Origin of the sequence: Sphingobacterium sp. DR205 (assembly GCF_011064245.1) — a bacterium.
GTDB lineage: Bacteria > Bacteroidota > Bacteroidia > Sphingobacteriales > Sphingobacteriaceae > Sphingobacterium > Sphingobacterium athyrii.
In genome coordinates this window covers 6,795,676-6,816,683 of record NZ_CP049333.1, presented here as the reverse complement: position 1 = coordinate 6,816,683, position 21,008 = coordinate 6,795,676, and the positions used below count along the sequence as shown (strand labels likewise).

Sequence of the window (21,008 nt, the reverse complement as noted above, 5' to 3'; positions counted from 1 at the left end):
TGAAAAAAAACATAATATTCTATAGCTTGATGAAACGTTCCTTATTATTTTTAACTACGGCACTCTTTCTTTTGTCTTCTTGTTCTTCCAAGAAAAATAAAAAGCAAGAACCTGTAAACACAAATACCAATGTTGAAATTGTAAAAAAAGATCCCCCTTCAGTTCCGAAGCGAGAGCGGATGAAAAATACGATAGAGACAAAAGAACAGCCTGCGGTTGAAAAAAAGAAGGATATCGTTGTTGATCTTCCTCTTGTGCCCCGTGAGTTTCGTGCGGCCTGGGTTGCTTCTGTAGCCAACATCAACTGGCCGAGCAAAAATAATCTCAGTACTGCCGAACAGCAGCAAGAAGCGATTGGTATCCTCGACTTTTTGAAGACTAATAATTTCAATGCAGTTATCTTTCAGGTGCGTCCTTCTGCAGATGCTTTTTATAAGAGCGATCTCGAGCCATGGTCGTATTTTTTGACGGGAACGGAGGGGCAAGCACCGTCACCCTATTATGATCCACTTGAATTTTGGGTTGAACAGGCGCACAAAAGGGGAATTGAACTTCATGTTTGGTTGAACCCTTATCGTGCTCATCATACTGCTGGTGGGGCTGTAACATCGGCTTCGATGGCGCGTAAAATGCCAGAGTCTGTTGTGAAGTTAAAACAGGGCTATTACTGGTTTGATCCATCTAAACAATCGACGCAAGAACATGCAGCACGTGTTGTGATGGATATCGTTAAGCGTTATGATATTGACGGGGTGCATTTCGACGATTATTTTTATCCCTATGCCGAATATAATGGTGGACAAGATTTTCCGGATTCGGACAGCTATAATGAGTTTAAACGTAATGGCGGTACCTTGTCACGTGGTGATTTTAGAAGAAACAGTGTAAACACGTTTATTGAGCGGATCTACAAGGATATAAAAAGGGAAAAAAACTTCGTGAAATTTGGTATTAGTCCTTTTGGAATTTGGAAGCCGGGATATCCTGCCGGAATTCAGGGATCGAGTCAATACGATATGTTATATGCAGATGCTAAATTGTGGTTGAATAAAGGCTGGATAGATTATTTTGCGCCACAGCTCTATTGGCCTATCCAACCGGCGAAGCAGAGCTATACGGCTTTATTAAAATGGTGGGAAAGTGAGAATACAATGGGGCGGCATCTCTGGCCGGGTATTAATACAGTCGGAAGACGTGGCCCTGAATATGTGCAGGAGATTGTGAATCAGGTTGCCGCAGCACGTAATATTTTGCCGGATAACCGCAATGGCGTCATCCATTGGAGTTTGGCCGGACTGATCAAAAATCCAGCAATGACGCAGGCGCTGGTGGAAGGGCCTTATCAATCTAAAGCTTTGGTTCCGCCGAGTCCATGGCTCAATGCAAACCCTTTGTTGAAGCCGACGTTGCTACTGACGCCACAAGGAAATAATATGTTCTTAAAATGGCAACATCAGCAAATTGACCAAGTTGCGAAATGGGTATTATACCTGAATTATGGCGGCGAATGGAAATATGAGATCTTGGAACCTGGAGTAACGACGAAAGATGTGCCGACGGCATTGAATAATAAAAAATTGCAGTATGTTGCGGTAAAGGCTATTGATCGGTTGAGCAATGAAAGCCCCTATATAGCTGAAAAAATTAAATAAAGAGTTTTTGTACTATTTGGAGAAGGGGTATCTGACATTTCGGATATCCCTTTGCTTTTTTTATATCTTACCGGATCATCTTATTCGTATGACATGTGCTTCTATACCGAATGACAGAACGTATTTGTCTTTTTTAGATCACAAATGTTGGTATTTGTTGAAACACAGTGATTTTGTTTTGATTTTTGGCCTGTCCAAAGTAAATTTAGGGATATGGAAGAGATTTATAAAACCGTTAGTGAATCGGTGATCCGAATTTCACAGTTGATGTTGCCGTCCAACGCTAATTTCGGCGGAAAGATTCATGGCGGATATATTTTGTCGTTGATGGATCAAATAGCCTTTGCGGTAGCGTCTAAGTTTTCGGCACATTATTGCGTCACAGCCTCTGTTGGCAAGGTTGATTTTTTGAAACCGATAGAGGTAGGAGAGCTGGTCACGTTAATTGCATCCGTTAATTACGTTGGCAATTCATCGATGGAAGTGGGAATCCGTGTGGAGGCCATGAATATTCAAACGGGTGAAACGAAGCATTGTAACTCCTCTTATTTTACCATGGTCGCTAAAGATGAAACGGGTAAACCTGCCCGTGTGCCCCGGTTGATCCTGGAGACGGAAAAGGATGTGTTTCGATTTTATCGCTGTGTGGTCAAGATGGAAGTGGACAAAGAGCGTGATCGTGCGATTCATGACCTCGAAACGGATTCAGCCGAGCAACAAGCTTATATTAAAAAACATTATGATGTGAAGATTAACTTGGCTTCTTAGGTTTCCATCTTCTGCCATTCGAAGGTGCCAAGATATTTACTGTCTGTACATTCATTGCTTCCATTGGTTTTATAGAAATATACATAGATGTGGTATGTTCCGATATGTTGGGTTTCGCTTAACTCGACAGATTGCGACTTATGCTTGAGGATGTTGCGGCTTTCATTTGCAAAGACATTGCTTATTAGCATCTCCTCAGCATTATACAAAACGATCTGGCAACTACTTGAGTCCTGCTGGTACTGTGTAGCAATACTTGTATCGTATTCCCATGAGAGTGTAAATGTACCGTTCTTCCTATCAAGGTCAAACATGAAGGATGTAATGGGATTTGGAGACCCTTTACTTATGCGAAAATCCTCATAATTGATCCTATAACCATTTGCTGTTTTTTCTGTGCCATTGTTAAGGTTATAGGACATCGCATTACTATGTGCCTTTTTATTTGGATTATAATTTTTAAATCCGATCCTTATAAAGGGGAGTATCGGTGAAATGAATTTTTGAATAATGGAAAATCGCGAACGTGCCACAATCTGCTCAGAAGTGGGTTTTTTGCTAGTTTTCTTTGGTAAACCTCTTGCGTAAGTTGTGTTCCCATTGGTAACGAAGACAACTGAACCAGCTTTACCCGAAAGCGTGCCGTTCGCTCCATTTTTAATAATTGCCATAATTTAAATTTACTGTGTTTATTTCTGCTTAAGGTACAAAATAAATACATGTTTATCAATACTATAACTTCTACAATAATACAAATCTTGCAGGGATATATAACGGAGATTACACAAGACTTAAACGGTTATAACCGTTTGAGCACCGAATAATAACCGTATTAGTACCGAATAAGCACCGTATAATTGTAGAAATTATTTAGCTCTTTATATTAAATAATAAGTGCTTTATGTATTAGTGTGGCTTTTTTGTTTGTGAAGTTTGCTGTTTCATTAGGTTTTACTTGATATATGCATTCAATATGCGATTTAAATGGGATTTAAGCGAAGTCAGATTAGATGAAAATGCTGTTTAACTCTGATTCTGCTTTAAATTTTGCTGATACATGCGTTTTTGTATTGCTTATGCGATCTGTTTTTGGGTTAATTCATGTCGAATCGTGCGTTAATATTTTTATTTTTATTTCTTTTTCAAATAATTACGCATAAACTTGCATAAATACTTCTCTTTTTATAGTATTGTAATATAATTGGTGTAGACCTCGGGTTGGAATCTCCCGTTATGATCAGTTATTAACAACTAACTAAATACCATGAATAAAAAATTACTCTTAATCTGCTCAGGAGTGATGCTATCTACCAGTTTATGGGCACAGACCAAAACAGTTACTGGTAAAGTGACGAATGCCTCAGATGGTGGATCGATGGCAAATGTTACGGTAAGCATCAAAGGTAAACCTGTCAGTACACAAACTAATCCAGATGGAAGTTTCACAATTAAAGCCGAGCCCGGAGATATTTTAATTTTTAGGGCTGTTGGTTCCAAAGAAAAACAGCAACTCGTCGGCTCGGATGCTACAATCAATATTTCTCTTGCTGGTAGCGAGGAAGCTCTTGAGGAGGTAGTTGTGACAGCGATGGGGATTAAAAAAGAGAAGAAAGCCTTAGGTTATGCTGTTCAGGATATCAAGTCTGATGAATTGATGAAGAATAAGACTGCCAATGTGGTTAACTCATTAGCGGGCAAGATAGCCGGTGTCAACGTAACGCAGGCTTCGGGCTCTGCGGGGGCTGGAGCACAAATTATCTTACGCGGGGGGACATCTTTGGAGCGGGATAATCAACCTCTGTTTGTTGTAGATGGGGTAATCTATGATAACTCTACAGTTATCGGAGGAAATAGTGCATTCGATGGGGCACAAGCTACAGCAACTTCCAATAGTAACCGTGTGATGGATATTAATCCAGAAGATATTGATAATGTCTCGGTATTGAAAGGACCTGCGGCGGCGGCATTATATGGGTCGCGGGCGGCTGCAGGAGCCATTATTATTACTACAAAAAAAGGGCAGGAAGGTCGTACTGAAATCGGTTTTTCAAGTAGATTTTCAAATAATTGGGTGAATAGGTTGCCGGAACAGCAAGGAAAATATAAACGTGGCTATTACAATAGTGCAGGCGTATTGGATGATTATACAACACAATCCTGGGGTGAAAAGTTTGGAAGTAATGATGTTGTCTATAATAATATAAAAGATTTCTTTCAGCATTCCACTGTATTTGACAATACAGTCAATTTATCGGGAGGAAATAAAAATGGTTCGTTCTATTTGTCTGGTTCCCGGTTCGATCAAAAGGGCATAGTGCCAAATACGAGCTTTGATAAAACCACGTTCCGTTTTAATGGCGACCAAAAATTTGGGAAATTGACGGTAGGTGCCAATGTCGGCTATTCGTTGGCTAATACAGATAAAACCCTGACTTCTGCCGGTCTATGGGGATCAGGCGGTACAGGTGCCATGGAGTCTCTCTACAGCTGGTCGCGAAGCGACAATATGAAAAAATACCTCAACGATGATGGGACAAAATATCGGATGTTTGAAGGGCGTCAGCCTTTGGAAGACGATATTGAGAACCCTTATTGGACAATCAACGAAAATATACTAGGAGATAATACCGAGCGTATTACCGGAAGCATCAATGCTACAATGCCTATTTTTGACTGGTGGAACCTGACCTATCGTGTGGGGATGGACAGTTACCTTACAAAAAACTCAACGATTATCGGTGAGGGAGGTGCGATCAAAAAACCATGGCAACAGGGGATGATGTCGGAAAGTGATTTTAAATACAACTATTGGTCCTCCAATATCATGTCCAATTTTAATAAAAAAGTAGGCGATTTTGATTTAGGGGCTTTAATCGGATTTTTCTCTGAACAAACAAAGACGACGACAAATCGTCGTATGGGATACCATTTTGAGGTTGATAATTTTTATAGCTTTGAAAATATTGCGGCCGCTAATAAGCAATTTTCGGTAAACAATACAAAAAAGCGTCTTTTTGGTTTGTATGGTGAGCTAAGGGCTTCATATAAAAACATGTTGTTCTTGAATGTAACCGGAAGAAATGACTGGACTTCGACACTACCTGTAGACAATAGATCTTATTTTTATCCATCTATTGGAGGTAGTTTCGTGTTTACTGAGTTGATGAAGGATAATCGTCCTGATTGGTTGGACTTTGGTAAATTACGAGCCTCATGGGCCCGCGTGGGAAAAGATGCTAACCCCTATGTGACAAACACTTATCTTTGGCGGCCAGTTGAATATTTAGGAGGAATAGTTGGAGCGGGAAATAATTGGCAGAAAGGCAATCCATTTTTAAAACCTGAAACAACAGGTTCGTTTGAAGTAGGTGCTGAATTGCGCTTCTTTAAAGGGCGATTGGGTGTGGATTATGCCTATTATACCAACAACTCCTATAACCAGATCTTATCTCCTCGTTTGGGACAGTCAACAGGTTATATTTTTATTTCACTCAATGGCGGTGATATATATAATAAGGGAATGGAATTGTCTTTGACAGGTAAGCCAATTGTTAAGAACGATTTTGTGTGGGAATCGACCTTGAATATGTCCAGAAATAAAGGAACTGTAGATAATCTGTTGGCAGGTGTAAATATTTTGTATGTGACAGATGTTCAGGTTGGTAATGCGAAAGCAGCATCTTTTAACGGCGGAAATTTTATGGCGATTTCGGGCTCAAAATGGACACGCACTCCAGATGGGAAAGTCGTTTTGGATGCCAATACAGGTATGCCGACGAGTGATAACCAAACGACTTATGATATTGGAAATCGTGAGCCTAAGTTGACCGGCGGATTTAATAATAGTTTGACCTATAAAAACTTTAACCTTTCCTTCTTATTTGATTTTCGTATAGGTGGAGATATTTACAACGGTACAGATTATGCGATGACAATTAATGGTATGAGTAAGCGCACGGAGGATCGGGATAAGTTGATATTATCTGGGGCTATCCGTAATGGTGGAACCAATGAGTCTCCAGTTTTTGAAGATAAAACGTTTACGTTTATGGCAGATCAAATGTATGATATTAAAGGTGTGCCAACGAGCGGTAGAAAAATTATCCAAGATTATTGGAGTGATTTTTATGCTCGCGAGAGTGCTAACTTTATGGTGAATACTAACTGGTTGAGATTGCGCAATATTTCAGTCGCCTATAATTTTTCGGATGGTGTTTTGAAAAATGCTGGTATTTCAAAAGTAGTTAAAGGCTTAACAGCTACATTAACAGGTACAAACCTTTGGTTATTGACAAATTATAAGGGGCTTGATCCTGAAGCGTCGGCAGCGGGATCTGGTGTGGCAGGTTCCAGTTCGGTCGGCATAGATTACAATGGTGTACCAAGTACAGCAGGTGTTATGTTTGGTTTAAATTTTAGATTTTAAGATAGAAAAGTTATGAATAGCTATAAAAAAATACTTTCGTTTCTGTTTGTTCTCACTTTGTTTTCTTCATGTAGTAAAGGTTGGTTAGATATCAATGTTGACCCCAATACACCGTCGAGTACAGTGGCTTCAGTGCAAAGTCGATTAGCTTGGATACAGCATTATTACTTATATGCGCAAGGAACGGCGGGTACACGAGCAGGATTTGTGACCCAGCAACTGACGTTTGTCAATAGCACGAATTCAAATAGTCTGGTTGCCGGGTGGAACCCCGCAGCAGGCATGTCGACAACGCCGTATCAGTTTTTCTTTGTTGGTGCAGGGGCTAATTTTAAAGACCTGGAAGATAAAGCTACTGCAGAAAGTGCTTACCATTATCTAGGTGCACTGCATGCTATTAAAGCAATGGGGTTTATGCTCATGGCGGACTGGTATGGAGAAATGCCTTATACCGAAGCCTTAAGTACCATTATTACGCCAAAATTTGATAACGGCAAGGTAATCTTTGAAGGTTGCTTGGCAGATATTGACAAAGCTATTGAATATTTTAGTATGGCTCAGCCGAATACGGCGGCTCCGTTGTCTGCAGGTGATAGTTGGAATGGAGGGGATGTTAATAAATGGTTGAAAATGTGCTATGGGCTGAAAGCACGATGGTTAAATAACCTTTCAAAAAAGAGTGCTTTATACAAACCAGATGAGATCTTGGCAGCATTAAATAAGGCTCCATTAGCAATCGGCGAAAGTACCGTAGTTTCCCATATGGACGATGCTACGGATAATATTGGCGATATTCTGTTTGCGGATCCCGTAAAAACATCCATTGTGTTCAATAATGCAGGTATGAATATGAATACTTTACTAACAAAATGGTATGTCGATCTGTTGACTAACTTTGATAATAAAGGTATTGAAGACCCACGTGCAGATAAGTTAATTCCTTGGGCGGAATTTGGTTATCCTAAGGAGCTTGTTCGGTCAAAAGGGGTTGATATGTTGTCAAAAATCCGTATGGAATCAGGGCCTATAACACCTTCTTTTAACGAGAAAGATGAGGAAATCGAAAGTAATGGACGCAAAGTGGCGCCGCATTCTTGGTACATAAATACAGCGAACACTGCGCGTTGGGGAGATACCGTTTATGTTTCAATTAAAAGCAGCTCTAAAGGATATGATAGCGATAAGTCTGATATTGCGAGATGGAAGGATTCGCCGGAAGAGGGAGGCGGGACGATCGCAGCTTCCGGAACTTTTTATTCTCGTCCAGATGCACCGACTCATTTAGTTGCTTATCCAGAAATGTGTTTTATAAAAGCGGAGGTTTTGTTCAATAAAGGAGACAAAGCTGGTGCTTTTAACGCGTATAAAGATGGAATTAGAGCACATATAGATTTAATGAATGCCAAATTAAACACTTACGGAAATGTTAATGTGAGTAAATCCCCGATGGGCCAAACTAAAATTGATAATTTCCTTAATAAAGGTATTGGCACTGCTGGAGATATCACACTGGCAAAAATTATGATGCAGAAATTTATTGCCCTATCATTCTCACAACAGAATTGGAACGATATGCGTCGTTATGATTTCAGTAATTCCGTGTATCCGGGTTGGGCTGTGCCTTACGAATATACAGTAACCGCCGCCGCTCAGACGAAAATACCAATCGGAAAACAGTTTAGAAGAGTGCGTCAGGTTTCTCACGAAATCAATTATAATTCAGATAATCTGAAAGCTTCTCATCCAAATGCGCTAAATGACGATATATGGTCATTCCCGGTTTGGTGGGATATCAAAGAATAGATTAAATTTGAAAGCCGCAACTGCGGCTTTCTTCATATAATATTTTTCGTAATGCAATACTTAATAAAATTTTTCTTTGTCGTACTTCCATTTTCGCTTTTCGCTCAATCGCCCAAAATAGTTCAAAAGCCGATCACGTGGAATCAGGAGCGGATACAGTTATCCCTGGATTATTTGAAAAATAGGCATGGTTTAAACCAGTCTGCACCGACAATACAGCCAAAAATGGTTGTTGTTCACTGGACTGCAAACAATAGTGTGAAAGCAACATTCAACACGTTCAATCCGGTGAAACTGCCGGGAAGACCAGAACTGACAAAAGCCAGTGCCCTAAATGTCTCTTCCCAATATGTCATTGACCGTGATGGAACGATCTATCAATTTTTGCCCGACACAATTTTTGCCCGACATACTATTGGACTCAACTACTGTGCGATCGGTATCGAGAATATAGGTAGCCGTCAGAACCCCTTGACGGATGCCCAATTAAAAGCAAATGAAGAACTTATTCGTTACCTCAGTAAGATGTATCCCATTGAATATGTGATCGGTCATCATGAGTACCAGCGTTTTAAAAAGACTTCCTGGTGGAAAGAAACTGATCCAAAATATATCACTGGAAAAGATGATCCGGGGGATAAGTTTATGCAGCGATTGAGAAAACATCTTGCTAACCTGAAATTAAACCCTCTGCCTTAATTTGACTTTCTCTTATAAAATCGGATTTTATAAGCTGTTTGCTTTTTTGCGCAAACAGTGAAAGCGTGTGCTTAATGTGACAGCTTTATAATATACTTTGCATTTTTGCCGTGTTATGCTGTATTGTTAAAGAGTTGTTAAATATAAATCTTGCTATTTTTTTCTGTTGTTTTATATATAGATAATTAAATAATGTATTGTATTTAATTATCTATATATGAGGTTTTTGTATCTTTAAGATTGATTTTTTTTGCTTTCCAAGTTGCGGATTTAACACTCCTTTTTTTTATTATTTGTAAGTGTTCACTTACTTTCTTTTGCGTTTTTATAAGGAATTTTGTTTTAAAAACGAAAACTTCTACTTACTTTTATCCTGATTTTCAATTATTCATGCATAAAACTGCATTTATGTATGAGCAAATAGTCTATTTATGATGAAATATACCTTACTAATGTTAACCTGTGTGGTCTCTCTTCTTTCTCTAGCCTCTTGTGGTCAAACACGAAGATCTGTTCAGGTGGGCGATAAGAATGCGATTGGCACTGTGAACGATATTGCTGGTGTTGCTGTTACTCCCGGAGCTGATCAATTATCGTCTTATTTACCGCAGCTAAAAGGTAAGAAAGTTGGTATTATGGGGAATCAAACTTCCATCGTGGGGGTGGATAAAAGACACTTAGTGGATGTTCTGCTTGAAAATAAAGTGGATCTGAAGTTTGCCTTTGCTCCAGAGCATGGTTTTCGTGGTAATGTTGAACGTGGAGAGAAATTTGGTAATGATGTGGATCAAAAAACTGGATTGCCTTTGTTTACCCTGTATGGAGGAAATAAAAAACAAGATTCAATTGTCAATTCCATTGATGTGATGATTTTTGATTTACAAGATGTCGGTGCACGTTTCTATACGTATATTACTTCCTTGCACCGTGTTATGGAGTTATGCGCAAAGCACAATAAGAAGTTGATTGTGCTGGATCGTCCCAATCCAAACGGTGATCAGGTAGATGGTCCTGTGCGGCACGACGATAAATTCAAGTCTGATGTTTCCTGGCATAAAATCGCAATGATCCATGGGTTAACGATCGGTGAACTCGCGCAGATGATCAATGGGGAAAAATGGTTGGAGAATGGGCGACAGGCTGACCTAGAGATCATAAAAGCTCAAAACTGGGATCATAAAAAGATGTACGATCTGCCTGTAATTCCATCGCCAAGCCTGCCTAATCAGCTTTCCGTGCGTCTGTATCTGTCTTTATGCTTGTTTGAAGGTACGGATATCTCGGTAGGCCGCGGTACCGACTGGCCCTTCCAGATACTGGGCTATACAAATCCAGTCTATGGTTCTTTTACGTTTACTCCGGGTGAGCGTCATGGCATGTCAAAACATGTGGAAGGAAAAGGTGCGACAAACTATGGTATAGATCTGCGTGATCTGAATCCGGACAGCCAAAAATTTACACTAAAATACCTTTTGGACTTCTATCAGAAAACACCGGACAAATCCACGTTTTTTGCGAGGCCTGAGTTTTTTGACAAGCTGGCTGGTACAGACCAGCTGCGCAAGCAGATTATTGCGGGCGAGTCTGAGATCCAGATCCGGGAATCTTGGGCTGCTGACTTAAAGGTTTACAAACAGATGCGCAAAAAGTATCTGCTGTACGCTGATTTTGAATGAGGTACGGCAAACAATGCTAACGAATAACTAACAATACTAACTAGAATCATTTATTTTTAAAACTCTATAATCAATGAGAAAATTTGTAATATTTTCTGTTGCTCTTGGATTGAGTTTTCCTTCTGAATCCTATTCTTTCGTAAAGAAAGAGGGCGCTTTGAGCAGTGCTAACTTGACGGGCGCCCTACTTCGCTCTTCATCGAAGACTTCGGTTCAAAATACGGTGCAAGGTACTGTAACGGATGGAAAAGGCCCAGTCTCAGAAGTAAGCGTTTCTGTCATTGGCGGAAGTGTGTCTACTAAAACCGATGCGCAGGGGCATTTTAAGATTACAGCTGCCGTGGGAAGCAAATTGCGTTTTTCATCCATTGGGTATGTTGCGCAAGATGTCACCGTTACTTCGAATACACTTAATGTGACATTGGTTGATGATAACCAATCGTTGGAAGAGGTGGTTGTGGTAGGTTATGGTACCCAAAAGAAAGGGAATTTGACGGGGGCGGTTGCTTCTATTAATATTAAAGAGACGATGCAGGGACGGCCAATTGCTGATGCTGGTCGGGCCATGCAAGGGAGTACACCGGGCTTGAGTGTTACTATACCTAATGGTGAGGTCGGGTCTGATCCGACAATTAAAATTCGCGGGCAAATAGGGTCCATCAATGGATCCAGTAATCCATTGATATTATTGGATAACGTTGAAATCCCAAGTATTAATGTTGTTAATCCCGATGATATTGAGTCTATAACTGTTTTAAAAGATGCTGCTGCTTCTTCCATTTATGGTGCTAAGGCTGCATTTGGTGTTGTTCTGATTACAACGAAACAGGGAGCTAAAACCGAAAGCAATACAATCAGTTATTCCAATAATTTCTCTTTTCAGAACCCATTCAAGAAATATGAAATGGGGACGGTGGATGCTTTGAGGTATTCATTGGATGCTGGAAAGCGAGAGGGAAACAATTTTGTTGGTGCTTTCTATAAAATCAATGAAGAGAGCTATAAAAGAGCTGTTGAATGGCAGGATAAGTATGGTGGTTCTATTGGTAAAAATGATCCGACTTTGTATGGGCGTGACTGGTATTTTGATCCTGCTACAGGATATAAATACGGTGTCCGGACTTACGATCCATTTGACTATATGATTCGTGAATGGGCTCCGACACAACAACATAATCTGTCCCTGTCAGGGAAGACTGGCAAAACGGGTTATAACGTGGGGTTGGGAATGCTCGATCAGTCCGGCATGTTAAAAACAAATACAGATCAATTCTCGCGTTACAATGCATCAGTAAGAGTTACAAGTGAACTCAATAAGTATATTACGGCACGTGCAGGTGCGATTTATTCGCGGACAAATAAACAATATCCATATGCGACAAATTCAACTACGGCTGACCCGTGGCTTTATATGTACCGATGGAGTTCGTTGTATCCATACGGAAATGATGGTGACGGTGATCCGATTCGTAGTCCGGCCTATGAGACCGGAGCGGCAAATGTAGCGAGTCAGGTTAAGAACTACATGAACTTTAATGCGGGTGCTACCGTAAACTTTATGGAAAATTGGAAGCTTGATTTTGATTATACGTTGTCAAATCAGGAAATGCTCTGGAACCAGCCGGGAACCCGTTTTACAGCTGGTAATTCATGGGGTGCTCCAGTGAAAAAGTTGGATGCTTCAGGTAATCAGATGTATGTGGATGGCGCAGGTAATTATGTGGATGCTTCGGCTGCAGGGGCTGTACCAGCGTATGATTTAGATTATTTTACATATACAGCATCGGGCTCTAATCCGGATCATTACCGCAGGGACAATTCGAATATTTTACGTCATACAATCAATGCATTTACGACGTATAATTTAAATCTTGAAGGCGGTCATGATTTTAAATTTATGTTGGGGCTGAACCGTATTGCAGAGAAAACAGAAAATTCTTGGACCCAAGTTACTAAATTACTCGATATTAAGAATCCGCAATTGACATTTGGTTCTGGAACTGTGACTGGCTCGGGGGCAAAATTTTGGGAATCACAGATCGGTTTCTTTGGTCGTGTTAATTATGCTTATAAGGATAAGTATCTTTTTGAGGCGAATTTACGTAGAGATGGATCTTCTAAATTTCCGACGAATTTAAGATGGAAGTGGTATCCGTCGGTGTCCGCCGGTTGGGTAGTTTCACAAGAGTCTTTTATGGACTGGTCCAGCGATTTTATGAACCAATTGAAAATCCGCGGTTCTTGGGGTAGCATTGGAGATCAATCTGTTTCCAATGCGTTATACACGAGTTTTATGGAAAACTCGCAATCTACATGGATAGGCAATGCGGGTGATAGGAGCTGGTTTGTCGGAACGCCGGCGGCGGTTTTATCTGCTATAGGTTGGCAAGATATTGCGACATTAGATGTTGGTTTTGATGCGCGTTTCTTTAAAAATAAACTGGGTTTTGTGTTTGATTGGTATCAGCGGGATACAAAGAACATGATTGTGCCAATGGAGGGCGTAGCGCCAACATTTGGTTCTAAAGCCCCGATGGGTAATTTTGGAGCATTGCGCACTCGTGGATGGGAGTTTGCTGTCGATTATAATCATCGATTTGAGAATGGCTTAGGTATCAACTTGCGAGCTAATATTTCTGATGCGAAGTCTGTTATCACGGAATATGGAACAACAACGATTGTTACTGAAAACTATAGTGGTAAGACTTATGGCGAGATTTGGGGATATGAAACAGATCGTTTATATCAAAATAGCGATTTCGTCTATAATGGAAATGAGTTAGTTACCGCGGTTATAGATGGTAAGACAATGAATAAGTTGTCGGATCCGAATGGAGCTTACCAAAGCTGGGTGCAAAATTCCGCTACATTCCGTTTTGGCCCAGGTGATGTTAAATTCAAGGACCTGAACGGAGACGGTAAGATCGATAATGGCAAGAAAACATTGGCGGACCATGGTGATTTGAAAGTGATCGGTAATTCAACGCCACGATATGAATATGGCTTCCGTTTGGGAGCTGATTTTAAAGGGTTTGATGTTTCGGCATTCTTTCAGGGTGTAGGTAGTAGACAGGTATGGGGGACAGGTTTCTTAGCTCAAGCGGGCTTTAATTCTTCAGATGGAGCTATGCCTGCGGTAATGTCTTCAAACTACTGGACTAAAGATCGTACAGATGCATTTTATCCGGCTCCTTTTAATAATGCTGGAACAAACGATATCAACAATATGCAGGTTCAAAGCCGTTATTTGCTAGATATGTCTTATCTGCGGGTGAAGAATCTGACGCTCGGTTATACGGTTCCGGCAGGTACATTAAAACGAATCGGTATCAGTAACCTGAGAGTTTACACTGCGTTGGAAAATTTCTTTACCTGGGATAAGTTGAAGGGGTTACCAATCGACCCGGAGGTTGTGGACGGTGTAAATATGTTTGTTGATGTGTTAAAAAATAATTACAACGGCGGTCGCACGGGGGTTGGAACGCCAACTTTTAAATCAGCATCTGTGGGTGTTCAATTAACATTCTAATTGAAATTATCATGAAAATAAAAGCAAAATTTTTATATATATTATTAGGGGTTTCCATGGGGTTGACAGGCTGTAACAGCTTGTTGGACCGCCCGGCCCTGGATAAAATTACAGACGGACAAGGTCTTTACTGGAGGGATGAAAATGATCTCAGGCTGTTTGCGAATGGATTTTATACGCAGTATTTCAATGGTTATAATAGTTCCTATACAACGGATTACACACCTGTTAGGGGGTATACCTTTTCTGATGATTTGACTTTTAGTGGTCAGCAGACTAGTTTTGAAAACTCTATTCCAGATTCGAGATATTCTGTTGCTGAAGCTGGAGATTGGTTGAGTGGTTATGCAGGGCCAACCTGGAATTTTTCCTGGGTACGTAAGTCTAATATTTTCTTGGACCGTCTAGAGAATATCGCTAAGCCTAATTTAACACCAGAACAGTACAATCATTGGACTGCCGTGGCTCGTTTTTTCAAAGGATTTGAATATGCGCGCTTGGTTTCTGTGTTTGGTGATGTGCCTTATTTTGAGAAAGAAATACCTGCGGCTGATTTCGATACGCAGTACAAAGATCGTATGAATCGTGGTGAAGTGATGGATCACGTGTATGATGACTTTGTATTTGTGCTGCAAAATATGCGTAATGATGACGGGGTGAATGTCTTGAATAAATACGTGGCGGCTTCTTTTATTTCACGCCTGATGTTATTTGAAGGATCTTGGCAAAAATATCATGGTCTGGATCAGGCTAAAGCAAAAAAATACTTGGAGTTAGCGCAAAATGCTGCTGAGGTTGTGATGAGTTCCGGTAAATTTTCCTTTGGCTCGGACTTTAAAAGTTTGTTTTCTTCGCAGGACCTAAATAGTAACAAGGAGGTTATTCTTTATCGTAAGTATGACGCTTCTGTAAATGTGTTTCACGCAATCGGTTCTTATCAAAATGGTATAGAAGCACAGGCATCAGCTCCGAATTTGAATCTGATCAAGGAATTTATTTGTGTTGATGGCAAGCCATTCGCTTCATCTACCGTTGAAAATGCCTCAGATTTCTCACTGGCAAATTTAGCAAAAACACGCGATCCTCGATTTGAGGCTTCATTTGATACTGATCTAAACTCGAAAGCCTCTACTTTTGTTTATGGCACTAAGTATGTTGCGCGAAATGGCTATAAAATTCCAAGTGCCAATCCGGATTATTCCAAATGGAATTCCAATACAAATACTTCTGATGCTCCTGTTATCCGTTATGCGGAAGTCGTGTTGAACTGGTTGGAAGCGAAGCAGATTTTGGCTGAGTTCTTCGGTGGCGCTGCTGTGAGCCAATCGGATATAGATAAGTCAATTAATGCGATCCGTAACAGGCCTCTGGATGAAACAGCGGTAGCGAGAGGGGTGAAGAAAACAGCAGCTCTCCAATTGGGGGCTATTGCAAGTGATCCTTTGCGTGATGGAGATGTGTCACCTCTGATGTGGGAGATTCGTCGTGAGCGTCGCATGGAGTTTGTCTTTGAGTATTCGCGCTTAATGGATCTTAGAAGATGGAAGAAACTGAATTATATGGATTTTTCCAAAAATACGGATTACTTTACCGGTATCTGGGTCGATGTAGCAAAACAGGCTCCGGATTTTTTGAAGGCTAACTATGTTAATGTGACTAAAGTTAGAAAGGCGGATGGTACTGTCGTGACCTTCAATGGTTCAAATGCCGCTGAAATGGTCGGATTTATTGTGGTTCAAAATGCTTCAAACAGAAATGCGATTATGGATAAGAATTATTTGGCACCTGTTGGTCAGGCACAGATGGTCGAATATGAGCAACGCGGTTATAAATTGACCCAAACGAAAGGTTGGTAATTCGATTCTTAGTAGTATTAAGCCTTGTCTATTTCTTAGACAAGGCTTTTTTGTAAATCCATCGAATATGAATAAGTGATATTTTTTAATCAAAAAAACATCGTGCATAAAAACGCATTTTTGTTTGATATTTATGCATAAAAACGCTATTTTTAAGAAAACTTAATCCATGAAACCAAAGTTTACCGCTGTTATTATTGCATTATTATGCATTTTCAACGTCTCCTTTGCGCAATCCTTTAAATTTGCTCATGTTACGGATACCCACGTCGGTGGTGCAACAGGAGCGGAAGATCTGCGACGTACTGTAAAGGATCTTAATACATTGAAAGACATTGATTTTGTTATTCTCTCCGGAGATATCACCGAATTTGGTGCTGATCAAGAACTTAAACTAGCAAAACGGATTTTGGATAGCTTGCAACTGCCCTGGTATGTAATCCCGGGCAATCATGATGGCAACTGGTCCGAAAATGGCGCCAATACTTTTCGTACGGTCTTTGGTGGGGAGACTTTTTTCTTCAAACACAAAGGCTATGAATTTATTGGGACTAATTCGGGGCCAAATATGCGGATGAGTCCCGGTCAGATCCCGCGTGAAAATTTGGTGTGGATGGATTCTATCTTTGCTGCGAACCCGGACCGACAAACACCATTAATTTATATTAACCATTATCCACAGGATTCCTCGCTGAATAATTGGTTTGATGCATTAAAACGTGTCAAGACACGAAATGTTCAATTGGCGTTCTGTGGGCATGGGCATGCGAATAAGGCTTACGACTGGGAGGGTATTCCTGGCGTGATGGGAAGATCAAATCTACGGGCAAATAAACCTGTCGGCGGCTATAATATTGTTACTATAGGTGATGGTAAGGCTATTTATCAGGAGCGTAATCCAGGTGTAGGGACGCAAGAAAAACCTTGGCTGGAGGTACCTTTATTCGATCATCATTATGATAAAGAAACGGCTGTTTATCCAAGGCCAAGTTATGCTGTCAATGAGAAATATGCGGGTGCTGTTCGTGTAAACTGGACGTTCGAAGATGCAAGCGACATAGGTGCTGGACTGACCATTGATAAAAACAAAGTAATTACTTCAAATACTGCTGGGGATATTTTTGCGCTGGATCTTAGATCTGGTAAAAAACTTTGGTCTTACAGGACTGGAGGAAAGGTTTATTCCACCCCCGGCGTATGGAAGGGTATTGTTGTAGCCGGTTCTTCGGATCATTTTATTTATGCTGTCGATGCAGAAAATGGAAAACTCCTCTGGAGGGTGCAAACAGATAAAGCTGTCTTGGGGTCACCCTTAATTCAGGATGGTGTTGCTTTTATTGGAGGCTCAGATGGTAAATTTAGGGCCTTGGATGTAAAGACTGGGGAGTTAAAATGGAGTTTTGATGAGGTCAAGGGTTTTGTGTCTACTTTGCCAACGTATTATTTGGGTAATGTGATCTTTGGCTCCTGGGGGAATGGGTTTTATGCATTGAATGCAAAAACTGGAACATTATCCTGGGAATGGAATAACGGACACGCGAATCGGATGTTTTCAGCTGCTGCCTGTAATCCTGTCGGGGTGAATAACCGTGTTTTTGTCGTTGCGCCTGATCGCTTTATGACTGCTTTGGATGCAAAGAACGGTGCTGTTATCTGGCGCGAAAAGAAAGATACCATCCGTGTGCGGGAGTCTATGGGATTAGCGGTGAATAAAAAGCAGGTGTACGTAAAGACAATGGACGGCGACCTGTTGGGGATTTCTTCTTCAGATGATAAAATGGACGTAATTTGGAAAGCAAAACTAAAATTGCCTTATGAATTGACGCCTTCGGCAATTAAAACAAACCGTAAATTGGTGTTTGTGCCGAGTCATTCGGGTTTGCTTTCGGCTGTAGATGCAAAAACAGGCGCGGTTAGCTGGCAATATAAAATTTCCAATGGCATGGTCAATCCTGTTGCCATACATGGTAATAATGAGGTTGTTGCGAGTACGATGGATGGGAAAATAGTTTCTTTGCGATTCTAAACAACCGTTTGAGTTGATTTTATTAAAAATAAATGCCTTATTATGATAAAAGAATGTCTAAACTTCTTAAATTTACGTCAAGCTTTTTTGCTTGTTTTTGCATGTTTTGTTTGTAACTTTGCGGAAGCACAGCAAAATGCTTGGATTCGAATAAACCAATTAGGCTATACTCCGACAGGAAAAAAGGTCGCGGTATGGGGCGGGAAATCAATCAGGCAGCTTCGTTCTTTTGAAGTTAAAAATGCACAGACAGGTAAAACGGTATATATTCATCCAGTAGGGAAGGATTTTGGTGCCTATGGCCCTTTTGTTCAGAGTTTTCGATTTGATTTCTCGGCCATGCAGGATACCGGACGCTTTTTCATCCAGGTCGGGGAGGTTAAATCTCCTGACTTTAGAGTTGCGCCTGATGTTTATAGGGGGGCGGCAGATTTTGTGTTGCGCTACATGCGTCAACAACGGACATTGTTCAATCCTTTTTTGAAGGATAGCTGTCATACGCACGATGGTTTTACGCTGTATGCAGGTAAAGTGGGGATTGCAGACAGTACACATATCGATGCTGGTGGAGGATGGCATGACGCGTCTGATTATTTGCAGTATGCAACTACCTCGGCCAATGCGACATTTCATCTGCTGGCAGCCTATCGTGACTTTCCACAGGTATTTGCTGATCAAAAGCAGGCCAATGGTTTAGATGGAAAGAATGGTCGTGCTGATGTGCTGGATGAAGCAAAATGGGGACTGGACTGGTTGTTGAAGATGCATCCAAAGGCGAATCAGATGTACAATCAGATCGCGGATGACAGGGATCATGCCAGTATGCGTATGCCCAAGGAAGATCCGTATTATGGGCGGGGAGTTGAACGCCCGGTGTATTTTGTAGATGGCGAGCCACAACAACGGGGCAAATTTATGAATAACACCACGGGGACAAGTTCTACTGCAGGAAAGTTTAGCAGTGCTTTCCGTTTGGGATCTGTGCTTTTTGGCATACAGGATAAAAAATATGCAAAATTGCTGTCGCGGAAAGCGGAGACAGCTTATGCGTATGCAAATATAAAACCCGGGGTGACACAGACGGTTTCGGTCAAATCACCCTATATCTATGCGGAAGACAATTGGGTGGATGATATGCAGCTGGCGGCAGCAATGGGATTTTCGGCAACAAAGAAAAACAAGTTTGCCGAGGAGGCCATGCAGTATGCCAGAAAGGAAAAAATAACACCCTGGATGATAACAGATACAGCTGCACATTATCAGTGGTATCCTTTTATCAACTTGGGACATTATGAATTGGCAAAAAAATTAAAAGGACAGGATCGCGAGGAGATTGTTTCATATTATAGGCAAGGTATTGAAGAGGTTAATAAACGTGCGGAGCAAAATGCATTTTTGAGAGGGGTTCCTTTTATCTGGTGCAGTAACAATCTAACTGTTTCGTTCGCCATGCAATGCCTTTGGTATAAAGAGCTGACAGGAGATAATCAGTTTGATGAACTGGAACAGGCAAACTTTGACTGGCTCTTTGGTGCGAATCCATGGGGGACAAGCATGGTCTACGGTCTTCCCTCCCGGGGTGATACTCCGGTTGATCCGCATTCTGCTTTTACCTATCTGGGTAAGCACCCGATTGACGGTGGACTGGTGGATGGCCCGATCATGGCATCTACTTATCGGAACCTGATCGGTATAAAGCTGAATAATCCCGATAGTTATGCTGAATTTCAGAGTGACCTTGCCGTCTATCATGACGATTATGGTGACTACAGCACCAATGAGCCTACCATGGATGGGACGGCTTCGTTGATCTACTTGCTGGCAGCTAAAGAAGGAAAGGCATTGGAGGAGCCTGTGGGAAAAAAGTAAGCAGGGATGTCTTCGGGGCTATAGTCCGCGGCGATTCTACAGTGAAAAAAGTGGCTTTACTTTTTACGGGTCACGATTTATCTGAGGGGACAGATGCGGTTTTGAATAGTTTAAAGCATCATCATGTGAAAGGGAATTTTTTTCTTACGGGGGACTACCTGCGGAATGCAGGTTTCAAACCTGATGTTCGAAGGATGTTAAAAGACGGACATGTGGTGTCTGGGCATTCCGATAAGCATCTCCTGATCAGTGACTGGGGAAGCCGTGATGAATTGCTGGTCAGCCGGGATTCATTCCTGCGGGATCTGAAGACCAATGTGGGGGAGCTGGCACTTTCGGGGATTGATACCTGTCAACTGCGTCATTATATTCCTTCTTATGAATGGTATAATAGTCAGACGGTAGCATGGGCAAAGGAAATAGGGCTGTCTTCAATCAACTACACGCCCGGAATACGGACTGCCGCAGATTATACCTATCCAGAAATGGGTGAACGTTATCTGTCTTCCATTGCGATTTTGGAGGGACTTTGGTCGTATGAAGAGAAGTTCGGCCTGAATGGTTTTATGATTTTGGTCCATATGGGGACGGATGAAAGACGGAAAGATAAATTGTATCATCATTTGGATGATATGATCAATATATTAAAAAAGAAAGGTTATCAAATAGTGGATATACCCGGTTTATTGAATTAAGAAATACAA

The 21,008-nt window shown here is 41.1% G+C and carries 12 protein-coding genes; 11 read left to right on the top strand and 1 reads right to left on the bottom strand.

What is annotated here, in order from left to right; genetic code table 11:
- Positions 1–29 precede the first annotated feature (29 nt).
- Positions 30–1,652 carry a family 10 glycosylhydrolase gene (locus tag G6053_RS28660; RefSeq protein ID WP_165309307.1) on the top strand — a complete coding sequence of 541 codons (1,623 nt, stop codon included), beginning with the start codon at positions 30–32 and terminating at the stop codon, positions 1,650–1,652.
- 213 nt (positions 1,653–1,865) lie between these two features.
- Positions 1,866–2,420: an acyl-CoA thioesterase gene (locus G6053_RS28655; RefSeq protein ID WP_165309306.1), complete on the top strand. Its 555-nt coding sequence runs from the start codon at positions 1,866–1,868 to the stop codon at positions 2,418–2,420.
- On the opposite strand, the gene G6053_RS28650 is transcribed toward G6053_RS28655, so the two are convergent.
- Positions 2,417–3,091 carry a DUF6266 family protein gene (locus tag G6053_RS28650; RefSeq protein WP_165309305.1) on the bottom strand — a complete coding sequence of 225 codons (675 nt, stop codon included), beginning with the start codon at positions 3,089–3,091 and terminating at the stop codon, positions 2,417–2,419. The genes G6053_RS28655 and G6053_RS28650 overlap by 4 nt on opposite strands.
- A gap of 593 nt (positions 3,092–3,684) precedes the next feature.
- Here G6053_RS28650 and G6053_RS28645 point away from each other — a divergent pair.
- The 9 genes from G6053_RS28645 to G6053_RS30870 all read left to right on the top strand — a co-directional run bounded on the left by G6053_RS28645 (position 3,685) and on the right by G6053_RS30870 (position 20,999).
- The gene (locus G6053_RS28645; protein ID WP_165309304.1) at positions 3,685–6,846 is read left to right on the top strand and encodes a SusC/RagA family TonB-linked outer membrane protein; all 3,162 of its coding nucleotides are present in this window, start codon (positions 3,685–3,687) and stop codon (positions 6,844–6,846) included.
- Positions 6,847–6,858: 12 nt separating this feature from the next.
- Positions 6,859–8,649, top strand: coding sequence for a SusD/RagB family nutrient-binding outer membrane lipoprotein (locus tag G6053_RS28640; RefSeq protein WP_165309303.1), 1,791 nt, complete (start codon positions 6,859–6,861; stop codon positions 8,647–8,649).
- Between the two features lie 51 nt (positions 8,650–8,700).
- Positions 8,701–9,348: a peptidoglycan recognition family protein gene (locus G6053_RS28635; protein ID WP_165309302.1), complete on the top strand. Its 648-nt coding sequence runs from the start codon at positions 8,701–8,703 to the stop codon at positions 9,346–9,348.
- Between the two features lie 431 nt (positions 9,349–9,779).
- On the top strand, positions 9,780–11,024 hold the full coding sequence (locus G6053_RS28630) for a DUF1343 domain-containing protein (protein ID WP_165309301.1): 1,245 nt from the start codon (positions 9,780–9,782) through the stop codon (positions 11,022–11,024).
- 73 nt (positions 11,025–11,097) lie between these two features.
- On the top strand, positions 11,098–14,553 hold the full coding sequence (locus G6053_RS28625; protein WP_165309300.1) for a TonB-dependent receptor: 3,456 nt from the start codon (positions 11,098–11,100) through the stop codon (positions 14,551–14,553).
- Positions 14,554–14,564: 11 nt separating this feature from the next.
- The gene (locus G6053_RS28620; RefSeq protein ID WP_165309299.1) at positions 14,565–16,409 is read left to right on the top strand and encodes a RagB/SusD family nutrient uptake outer membrane protein; all 1,845 of its coding nucleotides are present in this window, start codon (positions 14,565–14,567) and stop codon (positions 16,407–16,409) included.
- A gap of 169 nt (positions 16,410–16,578) precedes the next feature.
- Positions 16,579–18,435: a PQQ-binding-like beta-propeller repeat protein gene (locus G6053_RS28615; RefSeq protein WP_165309298.1), complete on the top strand. Its 1,857-nt coding sequence runs from the start codon at positions 16,579–16,581 to the stop codon at positions 18,433–18,435.
- A gap of 42 nt (positions 18,436–18,477) precedes the next feature.
- Entirely contained in the window at positions 18,478–20,304 is a 1,827-nt protein-coding gene (locus G6053_RS28610; RefSeq protein WP_241254877.1) for a glycoside hydrolase family 9 protein, read from the top strand.
- A gap of 50 nt (positions 20,305–20,354) precedes the next feature.
- Positions 20,355–20,999, top strand: coding sequence for a polysaccharide deacetylase family protein (locus G6053_RS30870; RefSeq protein WP_241254876.1), 645 nt, complete (start codon positions 20,355–20,357; stop codon positions 20,997–20,999).
- Positions 21,000–21,008: the final 9 nt, after the last annotated feature.